Genomic DNA, 13,776 nt, shown 5'->3' on the forward strand with positions numbered 1-13,776 from the left:
CAAGTAGCACAGGGGCCGTGTTCAGCGCGGCCCCTGTAATAATGCGCGGGCGACGCCTTCATTGGTGACGAGACGATTGACATAACCGCCGCGCAAAATGGCCCGAATAATCGGAATTTTGTTCACCCCACCCGAGACCAGAACCGATGCGGGTTTGAGTTTGAGCTTGTCCGGTGGCAGGGCAATGATTGAATCATTGAGGAAATGGTCAATCGGACGCCCCTGAGCATCAAGAAAATACCCCAGAAATTCACCGACCGCCCCAAGCTTCAGCACGGCATCAAGGTTATCTTTCACCACGCGGATGTGGGTGAGTGAGGTTTCTGATGTTAGTGCGCCGCAAGAGACAAGGCCGATATCTGCAATTTCGGTGCGGGCCAGAACGTCTGTCAGCTCGTCGCTCAAAAGAATTGCATCGCGGCTTTCGCGGTTGGCGCAATAGATCGGGGCGGTGAGATAATGGCACTCCACGCCGAGCGCCCGCGCAAAGTCGGTTGCAACTTCAAATGTGTTGGTAGAGGAGCCGCTGGTCACGCCCCCCGTCAGGCTGACGACCCAGCTTTCAGGTTTGGGACGCGAACGCAAATTTCTGACCGCGAAACTTAAAGTGCGCCCTGAGGCAATGCCCACTCCCATGTCCCGTCCTGCAATCAGCTCGCTTGCCATGGTTCCGGCGGCTTCACCGATCACACGTTTCTGCTCCAGATAGTCATCAAGATCCGGCACCACAACGGCATCAGCTAAGCCGTAGCGAGCCGCGACCTTCTCCGCCAGTTCGATACAATCCACAAGCGGCAGGCTGACTTTGACCTGTATCTGACCCGACTCACGAACCTGACCAATGATCTTGTTGACCTTTAGCCGGGTAATGTTGAGCCGCTGCGCGATTTCCTGCTGGGTCTGGCCGCCAATGAAATAGAGCCAGGCCACGCGTGCGCGTTCCTGCTCTTCATCGACTGACACGAAATTCTCGTTCATTCACTGGCCCTTAACAGTCGCTACGTGCGGCAGGATATCCTTGAGCGCGCGCGCTGAAAAGCATCATTTCCTGCGCTCTTTCAACGCGCATCTTACCTGAAAACGGTTTCTCATTTTCAGGATGCGCTTCTCACTCTTTTCATAATTGAGGTGCGGGCCGCAATGCATTTTGCAATGCAGGATGTTATTTCTTTTCAAGCTACACTGAATGCCGACACGTTTTTGTATCTGAAATTTGCAGAGCATATTTAAGTAATTTAACTTGACTCAAATTATCATGTTAAATAGAGGTTGCGGCGGGGGCATCCCTGTCGGCGGGTAAGATCATGTATAACAAAAATAGTCAGAAGACGGCGCTTCATCGATTTGTCGAGGGAGATGGATTCTGGGTAGCGTATGCTGGTTTATTTGCAGTGATCGTTATCATTGCAAATCTTTACCTTTGAAAATTGTCAGCCTGTAAACTGCAACGTCTGCAGGCCGACCACGCATATCAGCAGCAAGCAATAGTTCTCAGGTAGCCAGCCACTGATTTCCACTTTCGCGAGGAAACAGTGAAAAAAATACACTCAAAACACTACGGCATTCTTTTACTCGGTGTTGCCTATAGCGCATTCATCGCGGGCATTCCCGCGGCCTATGCGCAATCGGCGGGCGGTACACAGCAGAGTGCAGAAGCGGGCGACAAGTCACAAGACAAGAAGGTTCCAGGCTCTGTAGAGCTTCAGCCGATTATCATCAGTGCAGGCGTGGACATGGACGCGCCCTATCTGACGCCGGGCGGTGTCAGCGTCATCGATGGCAATATTGTGCAGGAAAAATACGGTGGCGATGCAAACGCGATCGTTCGCTCCATGCCCGGCACTTTCACGCGTATCTCATCGAGCCAGCCGGGTGTTGCGGTTAATATTCGTGGCTTTGAATCGGATGGTCGCATCAATACCATGATTGATGGTGTGCCGCAGATGTTCAGAAACACCGCAGGTCATGCTTCGACCGGTGGAGAACTGCTCTATATCGATACCAACCTTCTAGCGGGCGTGGGTGCAGAGCGCGGTGCTGTAAACGGTGCCCATGGTATGGGATCGCTTGCCGGGGCGGTCAATTTCAGGACGATTGATTTTGAAGATGTGGTCCTTGAAGGACAGGATCAGGGCGTCAAGACAATCATGAAGGCCGGAAATAACGGCTTCGGGCTTTCAGGCATGATTGCCGGTGGCGCAAGGACCAATATCCCTGGGTCGGGAACGGCGTCGATTGTTGGTGCTTTCAGCTATAGCGATCGCGAAAACTACCGCCGAGGAGACGGTGTTTACAATACGCCGGATGCGAGCAACAAGCCGGGTTCGGGTTTGTTGAAGTTTCATTTCCAGCCAGACGATGTGCATGATCTGAAACTCGGCGCACGATGGTACAAGAACCACTTTCTGGTTTCGGGCTATGAGTGGGGCGTAACGAACTCCACTTACACGGCCAACTATACCTATAATCCGGATAATGACTGGATCGATTTGAAGGTCAACGCTTATTATAACCGCACGGATATGTCTTACGATCCGACGACCGGCGGTTCTTATCGGCAGCGCCAGACGCGTGATAATGGCTATGGTTTCGATGTCACGAACACCAGCCGCTTTGACATCACCGACGCAATCAGTGCGCGATGGGAATATGGCGCGGCCTATTCTTCGGACGATTACAAGGTCAATAATTATCGTGGGGCAAACCCTCCCGGCAGAATGCAAAAAGCGCGTGCATTCACAGACCTTACTTTGTCGAGCGGCATCTTTGAGCTGAGCACAGGGCTAAATTACGACTACTGGACCCTGAGTGGGCACCAAAGTCCTTGCACCGCCAATGTCGGTTTCTGCCCACCAACGGGCGGTAATGTCGATGTGTCACGAAGTGAAAATGCGTTAAATCCGAAGATTACTCTCTCCGCCAAGCCGCTGGATTGGTTGCAACCCTACGTCACCTATGCTCACACGTTCCGGCCTCCATCGGCGCGCGAAGCGCTTTGGGCACTGGTTCCAATCGGCGCTGGCATTGGTGGTGGCCAGTTCTCCAACTTCTACCTCGATCCGGAAAAGTCTCGCGGATGGGAGTTCGGCACGAATGTCATTAAAGATGACGTATTGCTGGCAGGCGATGCATTGCGCTTGAAGGTGAACTACTTCCGCTACGATATTGAAAACTACATCGTCAACAATATCATCAGCCTGCCGGGCGATCCGTATGAACGGGCAATCTGGGTTAATGTGCCCGGAACGACCCACTCACGCGGCTTCGAAATCGAAGGCGGTTATGATGCGCGGTTTGCCTATGTGAACTTGTCTTATACCCATGCAACCAACGATCAGCCAGTTGGCTGGGGGGCAGGCATCGGCAATGGCGACTCGACATTCCTGCCGGAAGACTATGTTACCGCCGATGTCGGCGTTCGTGCATTTGATGAAGCTCTGACGGTCGGTGCCACGATGAATTATGTTGGCGGCAGTCGCTACGCAGTTGGATTTGGCGATACCGAGAAGAAGGAAGCCTATACGCTTTACAATCTCTATGCCTCGTACAAGTTCAACAAACACGCGACCGCTTTCATGAACGTCGAGAACCTGACGGATGTGGCGTATAGCCCAGCTGTATCGGGTGAAATGGCTGACAAAACCGGGCGCGGGCGCACCTTTATGGTGGGGCTCACAACCCAGTTCTGACCTGCAAAAATGAAAATCAGATGGCTGGCGTAATGTCAGCCGTCTGAACTTAGAGCTCGATAGGGACTGTGACCACGACTTTCAGACCGGGGTCGTTGTTGAGTTCTTCCATCTCGCCACCAAGTCCCAACACAATGGCATTGAGCATTTTGCTGCCAAAGCCGACACGGCTTCGTGTCTTGCCCGTTCCATTATCAGCCACGATCAGACGCGCCTGATTGAGATGCTGATCAAGCGTAACCCAGGTTGGTCCCGGCGCACCATCATAGGCATATTTATTCGCGTTGGTCACAAGCTCGGAATAGACCAGACCGATATTGATTGCACGGTCGGCATTGATCAGCACATGCGAGAGCCTGCTTGTATGGCGGCTGCGCCATTCCTCGCCCATCGATTGAAACAGTTCGTTCGACAGTTCGTCTAGATAGCGGGCTAGATCAACTGAGCCGACATAGCTGTCGGAATAAAGACGGCGGTGGACGAGTGCCACCGCGGCAATACGGCTGCGGGCATCCGTCAAATATTGCGTAATCAACGGATCGTCGGTTTCCCGCATTTGCATACCAAGGAAGGTCGAAACGAGCTGAAGACTGTTCTGGACGCGGTGATTGATTTCCTTCATCAGAAAATCTTTCTGTTCCAGAAGCTTATCCTGCTGTTCGAGAGTACGCTGCAATTCGCGGTTCAGCTTGTCGATCCGACGGCGCTGATAGGCCTCATGAATGACGCGGCTAATGCGATGCATTGCGTCTATCTTGTTGAAGTTCCAATAGCGTGAGCGACCATGCACTTCTTCCGACCAGGCTTCAAACGAGGCCCGTGGCGTGAGAGGTGTTGAGGCAGAACCGGACGTATCCTTATGAGGATTGCCGGCCCATTCGACGATCTGCACTTTTTCGGCGCGCGACCAGATCAGAAATACATCTTCATCCAAATGCAGTTTCAACACGGCAATGCCGCTGGCAATCGGAATGATATGTTGCGGCAGATCTTTATGACGGCCCATTTCATATGAATGAAACAGCCCGTCCTTGAACCTGTTGTGGACCAGATCAAGGATGATGCGCAGATCGGAAATATCGGGCGATGCACCGGACCGCGCCGCAAGCTTTCCATTGGAAACCACCGCAAAGCCATCCGCAATCATCATCTGCCGCAGATTATCGGCGGTTTCGGCAAGGCGCTCTTCGAGTGGTGCATTAATCAGAAGTGCTTCGACCAGTCGGTCTTCATGGGAACGCAGCCGCAACCGCTCGCGGGCATTTTCTGCTTCATCCTTCGATTTCATTTGTCGGGCGAGGCTGGCGGCCAGCGCACGGGCTGATGCACGCGTTGCGAATGGCATGGAAAGCGGCGCAACATTGTGACAGGCAATGAGGCCCCAGAGTACGCCATCCTTGATTATGGAGACTGACGCGCTCGCGCCAACGCCCATATTCTGCAGATATTGCAGGTGAATGGGGGACACGCTACGCAGGGCTACATCGCTCAAATCCAGCGGCTGCTGTGGTTCTTCGCCGTACCATCTCAGGGGAGCGGGAACATAGGACGAGTCTGGAATGACGCGCACGCGATTGCGGAGATAAAGAGCCCTCGCCTGTTTGGGAATGTCGCTGGCAGGAAAGTGGTGGTTGAGAAAAGAAGGGTAATTGTCGTTGCCATCTTCAGCCACCACAACGCCGGACGCATCTTCGAGAAACTGATAGATCATCACGCGGTCAAAACCGGTCAGTTTGCGGAATGCCACGACAGCTTTCTGAAAAAGCGTCCTGATGTCGGGTGCCGCTTCAAACTGATAAGCCACCGCCTCAAGACCAGACAGGGACTGTTCAGGCGTAACAAATGAATGCAGAGCGGGTTCTATTTCGACCAGCAGATATTCGTTGAGGATATGACCGAGAAGATCAAAGGTTTCCTCGCCAATGATGAGCTTACCCAGAATGATTTCATCGGCTCGCGGCGCTTCTGCGGCGAGCGCCAATGCATCGAATTGCAATAAATCATCGAGGTTCTGGCCGGGCCATGCCTCGCCAAAATAGGCTTCCAATTGCCCGGCGCCACCGACGATGAGACCGCTCTGCAACTCTGCTATGAGCAGCATTCCATGCGGTTGAATAGATCCGGGTATATGAATTGGTTCGCGGTCGCAGGCAGTCTGATCAAGCGGGCTGTCTGGCGACATGGTTGAAGACCTTTTGATAATTATACTCAAAGGCACCGAATGCTGCGATGGCTGCAAATTTGCAGCGCTCTTCATCATCGTCATCAAAGGGCGTTATATCGATCAAATTAAGTGTTTGCTGCCATGAACGCAAATTTGTCATCTGTCGGTCGAGATGCCGGGCACCGAACTCTTTCGTGAAGCCGAGTTTGGCAACTTGTTCTGCGCGATCCTGAACCCGGATGGCGGATGCCTCCAGCACATAGAGTGTCCCGATAATGGTTGGCAGATCGACCGGCTCTGTCGCACGCTTGAACTTCAATGTCTCAGGCGGCATGCAATCGGGAAAGTCATTAATATCGTTGGCCAGATCAGGCTCGATCCTTCGTTCGTTCCATTGCGGCAGAAGAGCTTCGATGTGGCTTGTTTCAAGCATGGATTCCAGCAAAAGGCGGCTTGCAAGCGTGGCCTGCAAATAATTTCTGTAGGAAGCTTCTGAACCAAACATGGACAGATCGCTGCACAGAGCATCGACTCGATTATGATGAGGATCGGTGGCCGATTTTAATCGCCAATACCGCCCCGACGTCACTTTATGGAACATTAAAGAAATTCACTCCGCCTAAATCTGGAGTGTACGAAAGCTAAAAATTCAGACGCACGTCTCCGGGCGCTTTAACGCAGCAGATGCAATTTTGTTCCGAAATATTTGGGTGGTGTCCGCAAATAAATAGATGTTGCGCAAGCCGGGAAAGGCTTGAACCGGATGATGTACTTGAGAAAAAGCCAAAAGCCGAAAAGCGTCTAAGCGCCTGAAGATAATACTAAATTTAAGGCTTGGAGTTCGAATGGTGGGCGTAACAGGGATTGAACCTGTGACCCCTACAATGTCAATGTAGTGCTCTCCCGCTGAGCTATACGCCCATTCGATGTGGCGCATACACCATATAGCGTTGCGCCCGTCAATGCCCTTTTTTGAAGTTTTTTATTCTTTTTGTTGAATACCTTATCAAAGGCCGGGAAAGCCGCTGGTCGCCTTAGGCGGCGATCAGCATTTTTTCAATTTCGTTCACGAGATCGCGGAGGTGGAAAGGCTTGGAAAGCACTTTCGCATCGCGCGGGGCGTCCGAATCGGGATTGAGGGCAACTGCGGCAAAGCCCGTAATGAACATGATCTTCAGATCAGGATCGATTTCAGTTGCGCGGCGCGCAAGCTCGATGCCATCCATTTCTGGCATGACGATATCGGTCAGCAGCAGCGAGAATGGCTCCTCGCGCAGTCTTTCATAGGCGCTGGCACCGTTATCGAAATGAGTGACGTGATAGCCCGCCTTTTCCAGCGCCTTCACAAGGAAACGACGCATATCGTTGTCGTCTTCAGCTAGCAGAATTCTTTTCATGGGTCCGTCCGAATTTCTCGCCGCCGGTTCGTGTCTTCTGGACACATTCGACGACTCAGTTTTCACACTAGAAAACGCTTTTTTGGTAAATATGAAATGAATGCTCTCGCAAATGTTAATTGTTATGGCCAGTGTTTGGCAACAAGCTGTTATGTGTTACAGCTTTGCATCGTTTGAACGGCCTGCCAAGAGGAGGAAGGGCTCGCTCTCAAACATTGGATATTGCATCACGCCGGACTATTATAAGATACTGCTTTAACAGTGTAATTATCTTATGACCGGTCGTCCAAAGGCAGTCGAGACGGGTTGAAGTATGAGTCTGGAACGTGATTTTCATCTGATGCCCCCTTTCGAGGTCTGTGCACCAGCGCAGCAGCGCATTCCTTTCGTTTTCAATTCTCCCCATAGCGGTCGAGCCTATCCCAAGTCGTTTCTCGAAGAATCGCGACTGGATTCGCTTGCCATTCGTTATTCCGAAGATTGCTACGTCGATGAGCTTTTTGCAGCCGTGCCGCGCCTTGGCGCGCCGTTGCTCAAGGCGCATTTCCCGCGTGCCTTTCTCGACGTGAACCGTGAGCCGTACGAGCTTGATCCGCGAATGTTTGCGGAGCCTCTACCGCCTTATGTGAACAGCCAGTCGGCGCGTGTGGCGGGCGGTCTGGGCACTGTGCCGCGTCTGGTTGGCGAGGGGCAGCTTATTTATCCTGGCCGCATATCGCTTGAAGAGGCCTATTATCGTATCGAGGAGCTTTATAAGCCCTATCACCATGCGCTGGATGGTCTGCTTCAGTCGACCCATGAGCGCTTCGGCTATTCGGTTCTGATTGATTGCCACTCGATGCCGGGCGGCACGCGCTCCGGCGATGTTGGCGGGCGACCTGATTTCATCATTGGTGATCGTTTCGGTCGATCCTGCAGCGAGCAGCTGACGCAGGCGGCAATCGAGTTGCTGCGCGGCCTTGGTTACACTGTTGCACACAACAAGCCTTATGCAGGTGGGTTTATCACCGAGCATTATGGCAGACCTGCCGCGGCCTGCTATGCGTTGCAGATCGAGATCAATCGCAGTCTCTATATGAATGAGCAGACCTTGCAGAAGCTTGTCGGCTTCGATGCGCTATGCGCCGATCTCTATCAGTTCCTGAGCGATCTCACATCCTTGCCGGATGAACTTCTGGTCGTGCCGCCGCTCGCCGCTGAATAGCTGTCGGGTGCTCTAACGCTTTATATTTACAGCATAATCTCACCTTAAACTGGTTCAGGTTTAAGGAATTATGCTGTAGCACAGAAAATCTATCGTCAAGTGCATATAAAAAGAGCCGCGCTCCAAGAAGAAAGCGCGGCCAAAGACTAGGGAGGAAATGCCCCGAAAGGCACCGACAGGACAGCCTGTCTGACGTTTAAGCTACGCGGCAAAGCCTTATGCGTCAAGGATTTACGCATATTTTTTGTGCTAAAAAATAGACAGCTCAAATTGTGAGCAATATTAGGACGAGATGCACATCAATGCATCATCTTATGGAAACGGGAGATTGGGATTGCTGATTGATAAGGCATTTTTTTCCGAAGTCGCTTCGGTCGCAGCTGCTGAAACCTTGCCACGGTTTCGCCAGTTCAACGAGATCGACAACAAATACACTTCGGGATTTGATCCGGTCACGGAAGCCGACCGTGCTGCGGAACGCGCGATTCGTGCAGTCATCGGGCGCGCGTTTCCAGATCACGGCATTCTTGGCGAAGAATATGGCCCTGAAAATATCGATCGCAGTCATGTCTGGGTGATCGACCCCGTTGATGGCACCCGCGCGTTCATCTCTGGTCTGCCTGTCTGGGGAACGCTGGTCGGCCTGACGGTCGATGGTGACGCAAAGGCTGGCATGATGTCCCAGCCTTTCACGGGTGAGCTGTTTTACGGCGATGCCAATGGTTCTTATCTGCTCCGCGAAGGTGCAGAACCACGTCGGCTTTCTGTGCGCGCTCAGGCAAAGCTTGAAGACGCGACCATGTTCACCACCACGCCAGCACTTTTCAAGGGCGATCTGCGCAAAGGCTTTGACCGGCTGGAAAATGCGGTGCGTCTGTCGCGTTACGGCGTTGATTGCTATGCCTTTGCGATGCTGGCAAGTGGCTTTGCCGATATCGTCGTGGAAGCGGGCCTTCAGCCCTATGATATCGTGGCGCTCATTCCGATCATCGAGCAGGCGGGTGGCGTTGTCACGCAGCGCGATGGCGGCCCGGCAGAAAAGGGCGGTGATGTTGTTGCCGCTGCTTCACCAGCACTGCACAAGGCCGCTCTTGATTTGCTGAACAGCTGATCGTCAGGCTTTGTCGGGATTTGCAGGCTCTATGCTCTCTGGAAGCGCTTCAATTTCTGATGTGCCGGGAATGAAAGCGTCAAAAGCGGCAAGAGCCTGCTCTCGATAGAAATCGGCTTCCTGAAGCAATTCATGGCGAGCGCCGTCGATGACGACGAGCGAGACGTTGCGCGTGCGCGCAGCAAAGCGCTCAATAGCTGTAGTCGAGACGACCTTGTCAGCACCTGCAGCAATAACCAGCACAGGCACTGTCGGCCCGTCATAGAAACCGGGCTGATGAATACGGGCTGCGGCCGCAAGCGCATTGCCGATCCAGTTGATCGTCGGTCCGCCAAGCGCCAGCTCTGGATGTTTTCGCACCACAGCCATATTGCGTTCAAAGCGTTCCGGATCATTGGTCAGTGGGTTGTTTTCAAAGGGCCTTTCACCGCGTAAGCGCCCACCGGCGGCATAATTCCGGCCCATACCCAGCCAGCGCAAGGTCGTTGCCATGAAGCGCATTTTGGTGTCGCCAGATTGTGACGGACGCAAACCCATTAATGGCGCGCACAGCACGATACGGGTCACGCGCGATGCCAGTTTGTGAATCGATGAATAGGTAATCAGTGCGCCTGCCGAATGCGCCAGCACATAGAAGGGTGGTGGACAATCAGGTAGCACGATCTCTGTCAGAAACTGATCGAGATCGTCAGTATAGTCGCTGAAACTCCGAACATAGCCGCGCAGCCGGTCTTTGAGCAGCCGCTGCGAACCACCCTGGCCCCGCCAGTCGAGCGTTGCGACCGTGAACCCGCGTCTGGCCAGATCAGAGATGGTTTCAAAGTATTTTTCGATAAACTCGTTGCGGCCCTGCAGCAGAATAATGGTTCCGCGCGACGGTTTTGTTTCGGGTCTCATAATGGCGTAGCGCAGATCTAGGCCATCTTTCGACTTGAACTGTCCTGATTTCGTCCCTGCGGGAATGGGGTTCGCGTCGGTTTCAAAAAGAAGTTCAGGCATTCAAGCTGCGGCCCCAATTATAGCATTTCCAGCAAAAGTGCGAAGCGGTTTTGCGTCGGATAATGCGTAAAAACAAATAGTTACAGTAGTTCCAACGATTCATTTCTAACTGGAACCGCTGTAAAATCACACACGAGTATAGTCGGATAAAGAATGATAAAAAGTAACCGGAAGTTTGCAAGCAAACTTCCGGTTCAGGAAACAACCAGTGCAAGGGACGTTACACTGGCTGATCTTTCCAAATCAGAGAATATTACCAGCCGCGACCAACGCGGCGTTCATCGATGATGCGGCCGCTGAAAGCATCGACCACAACGATTACGCGGCGGCCATTCGGGCGGGTTGCCTTGACGAGATAAGCTCCGCGTTCACGGCGCATATCGCCGACATCATAGCCGCGGCGCTGCAGTGAGCGCGAAATCTGGCGTGGGCCGAGTGTTTCCGGGCGTCCATAGCCGTCACCCCAGCCGGGTCCGCGACCCGGGCCTCTATCATATCCGCGATCTGGACCGTCCCAACCTGGACGTGGTCCGCCGCGTGGCGGCATTGGTGGACGATAACCATCATCGTCGTAATACTGAACCTGAACACGCAGGCCGTTATCAGCTGCATGGGACGTAGTCGCAATTCCGGTCGCGACGGTGGCAAGTGCGGCAAAAGCAAGAAAAGCTTTTTTCATAACCGTAATCCTTTGATGAACCCGCCTCTCAGCAGGCATAGTGGGACAATAGCCCCAAGCATCTGAACGCTCGCCGAAGATGATGTTCATTTTGGGTTCATTGGATGGCGTAACCCCCAATTTCCGGGGTCCAAGCGATCAGGAGTTGTTACGCTAAGTGATAAGCCGTGTAACTATATTCTCGGCTTTCACGCGCGGCCCCGACAGCGTTTTATGCAAGACACAATAAAATCAGCCTTGAAATGAAAAAGGGGCATTCCCAATTAAGTTTTGCGGTCGCCGATAACGGGATCGCCGGCACGAAGAATTCGCCAGAATGGGAGTTCTGCCGCCAAACCAATGCATTATGTCGCTCTTAAGGAGGGCTTACACATGCGTCACGTTGATTTTTCCCCGCTCTATCGTTCCACCGTTGGTTTCGACCGTCTCTTCTCCTCGATGCTCGACACGCTCGCATCGCCTGAAGGTTCGCAGTCGTATCCGCCATATAATATTGAGCGGACCGGTGAGAACACCTATCGCATCACCATGGCCGTTGCAGGCTTTTCGGAAAGCGAACTCGAAATCGAAGCCCATCGCAATCAGTTGACCGTGAAGGGCCAGAAGGCCGAGAACGATGCTTCTGAAACCGGTGAAGTGCTTTATCGCGGCATTGCTTCGCGTGCTTTCGAGCGCCGCTTCCAGCTTGCAGACTTTGTTGAAGTCGCTGGTGCCAGCCTCAAAAATGGCTTGCTCCATATCGATCTCAAGCGCGAAATCCCTGAACAGATGAAACCGCGCAAGATTGAAGTCAGCAAAGCATCGGTTGGTGAAGCCCAGCAGATCGAAACGAAAACTGCCCACTAATCTCTGCTGAAGACTATATATAAAGAAAGCGGCGCATTAAGCGCCGCTTTTTTGCTTTTGGGATACGCGCTCTAAGCGATAAGCTTGCCGAACTGATCGACTTCTTCTTCGGTATTGGCAAAGCTCGTGACGAAGCGCGCGAAGATTTCGCCCTCGCTGATACGGTTGACTTCCGAATGCGGCGGGTTCCAGTCATAGAAGATCGCACCCGCACTGCGCAGGCGGTCATAGACTGACTGTTTCATGATTGCGAAAACCTCGTTGGCTTCCGGCTTCCATGCGAGCCGCATCTGGCTGGATGCATCAATGTGACGGGCGAGACGCGCGGAGAGCGCATTGGAATGCTTCGCAAGGTCAATCCAGAGATCGTCTGCAAGATAGGCATCAAACTGTGCTGCAATAAAGCGCGTCTTTGAGAAAAGCTGTGCTGCACGTTTGCGGATGAAAGGCAGGTCGCGTGCGCGGGCCGGGTCCATAAAGACCAGCGCTTCTGCGCACCAGCAACCATTCTTGGTGCCGCCAAAGGAAACAATATCGACGCCCTGTTTCCACGTCATCTCGGCTGGCGTCATATCAAGGGATACAAGCGCGTTGGCAAAACGTGCGCCGTCCATATGCAGAGGCAGGCCCGCATCGCGGCAAATCTGCGAGATCGTCGCGATATGTTCAGGCTGATACAGTGTGCCGACTTCCGTGGCCTGCGTGATGCTGACCGCCATCGGCTGACCAGCATGAACGAAAGCCGGATTGAAACGCTTGAGTTCGCGCTTGAGTAATTCAGGATCGATACGTCCCATCGCGCCATCAATCGGATGCAGACGTGCGCCGCCGGTGAAATATTCAGGCGCACCGCATTCATCTTCGATCACATGCGCTTCGCGATGGACGAGTGAAACGCCGCCCGGACGGTTGACGCTGGCGAGCGCCAAGGAGTTTGCCGCCGTGCCTGTGCCGACAAAGAAGACCGCGACTTCACGCTCGAACAATTCGTTGAAACGCTGTTCCACGCGTTTGTCGATTTCGCTGGCGCCATAGGCTGCAGCAAATCCGTTTGCATGAAGGGAAAGACTTTCAGCGATTTTCGGGTGGGCGCCTGCCCAATTGTCTGAAGCAAAATGCACGATGTTCTCCGCTGGCGGTAGGACCTTATAGCAAAGGTCTATAACCGGACTCGGTAACAGGCGTAAGGCCTGTTGACGCTAAAAAGCGAGCAGCATCTGTCACTTTTTAGAGCTTCCCGTGAGGGGCGCCAGGCGCGCCAAACTGACGCAACTAGCATCAAACGTAATTAAATGATGCAATAGTGAATATCTGCGACACTTTGTTTCGCAATTGGCTCGAAAAAATCATGTTTCCATCTTGTGAGCGAATTTGAATTCTGTCATACGTGATTAGGACAGCAATGCTGACTAATTCACCCTTGCTGTCCAATTCATCACTGTGATCGTCAGGTTTCTTGTCAAAGCTTCCGTCAGTTGCAGAAAGAAAGTGCCGCGCGGATCGGGATAACCCGGCAGAATGCGATGCTTAATGAGACAGGGGAGTTTGGTGCGCCGCAATGCGGGCCGAGGTCGCTTGTCGAGCCTGAAAGACTAAGGCGCCAAAACAATATTCCTTTCGATGGCTGTGCCATCGGCCCCGGAACGTCGTCCAACGCCTTTTCGATAAGGCTTTCCATACACAGACT

Annotated in this window: 11 protein-coding genes and 1 tRNA gene; 4 read left to right on the top strand and 8 right to left on the bottom strand. The window is 53.0% G+C overall.

What is annotated here, in order from left to right:
- Nucleotides 1-21: 21 nt before the first annotated feature.
- The gene (locus tag ABWV94_RS09640; RefSeq protein ID WP_007877209.1) at nucleotides 22-978 is read right to left on the bottom strand and encodes a sugar-binding transcriptional regulator; all 957 of its coding nucleotides are present in this window, start codon (nucleotides 976-978) and stop codon (nucleotides 22-24) included.
- A gap of 554 nt (nucleotides 979-1,532) precedes the next feature.
- Between ABWV94_RS09640 and ABWV94_RS09645 the strand changes: the two genes are divergently transcribed.
- On the top strand, nucleotides 1,533-3,689 hold the full coding sequence (locus tag ABWV94_RS09645) for a TonB-dependent receptor domain-containing protein (protein ID WP_353413432.1): 2,157 nt from the start codon (nucleotides 1,533-1,535) through the stop codon (nucleotides 3,687-3,689).
- Between the two features lie 49 nt (nucleotides 3,690-3,738).
- On the opposite strand, the gene ABWV94_RS09650 is transcribed toward ABWV94_RS09645, so the two are convergent.
- The 4 genes from ABWV94_RS09650 to cpdR all read right to left on the bottom strand — a co-directional run bounded on the left by ABWV94_RS09650 (nucleotide 3,739) and on the right by cpdR (nucleotide 7,250).
- A complete protein-coding gene (locus tag ABWV94_RS09650) occupies nucleotides 3,739-5,871 on the bottom strand; it encodes a histidine kinase dimerization/phosphoacceptor domain -containing protein (RefSeq protein WP_353413434.1) in 2,133 nt (710 codons plus the stop codon).
- Complete coding sequence (locus ABWV94_RS09655) at nucleotides 5,849-6,358, bottom strand: biliverdin-producing heme oxygenase (RefSeq protein WP_007877206.1); 510 nt, start codon at nucleotides 6,356-6,358, stop codon at nucleotides 5,849-5,851. The genes ABWV94_RS09650 and ABWV94_RS09655 overlap by 23 nt, the downstream gene beginning before the upstream one ends.
- 341 nt (nucleotides 6,359-6,699) lie before the next feature.
- Nucleotides 6,700-6,774, bottom strand: a tRNA-Val gene (locus tag ABWV94_RS09660).
- Between the two features lie 113 nt (nucleotides 6,775-6,887).
- Complete coding sequence (gene cpdR / locus ABWV94_RS09665) at nucleotides 6,888-7,250, bottom strand: cell cycle two-component system response regulator CpdR (protein WP_007877205.1); 363 nt, start codon at nucleotides 7,248-7,250, stop codon at nucleotides 6,888-6,890.
- Nucleotides 7,251-7,563: 313 nt separating this feature from the next.
- Between cpdR and ABWV94_RS09670 the strand changes: the two genes are divergently transcribed.
- Nucleotides 7,564-8,454 (top strand): N-formylglutamate amidohydrolase, encoded by an 891-nt coding sequence (locus tag ABWV94_RS09670; RefSeq protein WP_007877200.1) that lies wholly within the window; start codon nucleotides 7,564-7,566, stop codon nucleotides 8,452-8,454.
- 334 nt (nucleotides 8,455-8,788) lie between these two features.
- Nucleotides 8,789-9,565, top strand: coding sequence for a histidinol-phosphatase (gene hisN / locus ABWV94_RS09675; protein ID WP_112807999.1), 777 nt, complete (start codon nucleotides 8,789-8,791; stop codon nucleotides 9,563-9,565).
- 3 nt (nucleotides 9,566-9,568) lie between these two features.
- Here the strand turns inward: hisN and ABWV94_RS09680 are convergent, their stop codons facing one another.
- Together ABWV94_RS09680 and ABWV94_RS09685 are read right to left on the bottom strand one after the other, a co-directional pair.
- Entirely contained in the window at nucleotides 9,569-10,564 is a 996-nt protein-coding gene (locus ABWV94_RS09680) for an alpha/beta fold hydrolase (protein ID WP_113159627.1), read from the bottom strand.
- A 253-nt stretch (nucleotides 10,565-10,817) separates the two neighbouring features.
- Nucleotides 10,818-11,243 carry a PepSY domain-containing protein gene (locus ABWV94_RS09685; protein WP_007877195.1) on the bottom strand — a complete coding sequence of 142 codons (426 nt, stop codon included), beginning with the start codon at nucleotides 11,241-11,243 and terminating at the stop codon, nucleotides 10,818-10,820.
- Nucleotides 11,244-11,615: 372 nt separating this feature from the next.
- Between ABWV94_RS09685 and ABWV94_RS09690 the strand changes: the two genes are divergently transcribed.
- Complete coding sequence (locus tag ABWV94_RS09690) at nucleotides 11,616-12,089, top strand: Hsp20 family protein (protein ID WP_007877193.1); 474 nt, start codon at nucleotides 11,616-11,618, stop codon at nucleotides 12,087-12,089.
- A 71-nt stretch (nucleotides 12,090-12,160) separates the two neighbouring features.
- Here ABWV94_RS09690 and ABWV94_RS09695 read toward each other — a convergent pair whose 3' ends face one another.
- Nucleotides 12,161-13,210, bottom strand: coding sequence for a threonine aldolase family protein (locus ABWV94_RS09695; RefSeq protein WP_007877192.1), 1,050 nt, complete (start codon nucleotides 13,208-13,210; stop codon nucleotides 12,161-12,163).
- Nucleotides 13,211-13,776: the final 566 nt, after the last annotated feature.

The sequence above is a fragment of the Brucella sp. NBRC 12953 genome (assembly GCF_040369775.1).
Classification (GTDB): domain Bacteria; phylum Pseudomonadota; class Alphaproteobacteria; order Rhizobiales; family Rhizobiaceae; genus Brucella; species Brucella pseudogrignonensis.

Coding starts and splice junctions, on each gene's coding strand:
- ABWV94_RS09685 (WP_007877195.1), bottom strand. CDS start 11,243: ATGAAAAAAGCTTTTCTTGCTTTTGCCGCACTTGCCACCGTCGCGACC.
- ABWV94_RS09655 (WP_007877206.1), bottom strand. CDS start 6,358: ATGTTTGGTTCAGAAGCTTCCTACAGAAATTATTTGCAGGCCACGCTT.
- ABWV94_RS09650 (WP_353413434.1), bottom strand. CDS start 5,871: ATGTCGCCAGACAGCCCGCTTGATCAGACTGCCTGCGACCGCGAACCA.
- cpdR (WP_007877205.1), bottom strand. CDS start 7,250: ATGAAAAGAATTCTGCTAGCTGAAGACGACAACGATATGCGTCGTTTC.
- ABWV94_RS09640 (WP_007877209.1), bottom strand. CDS start 978: ATGAACGAGAATTTCGTGTCAGTCGATGAAGAGCAGGAACGCGCACGC.
- ABWV94_RS09690 (WP_007877193.1), top strand. CDS start 11,616: ATGCGTCACGTTGATTTTTCCCCGCTCTATCGTTCCACCGTTGGTTTC.
- ABWV94_RS09670 (WP_007877200.1), top strand. CDS start 7,564: ATGAGTCTGGAACGTGATTTTCATCTGATGCCCCCTTTCGAGGTCTGT.
- ABWV94_RS09680 (WP_113159627.1), bottom strand. CDS start 10,564: ATGCCTGAACTTCTTTTTGAAACCGACGCGAACCCCATTCCCGCAGGG.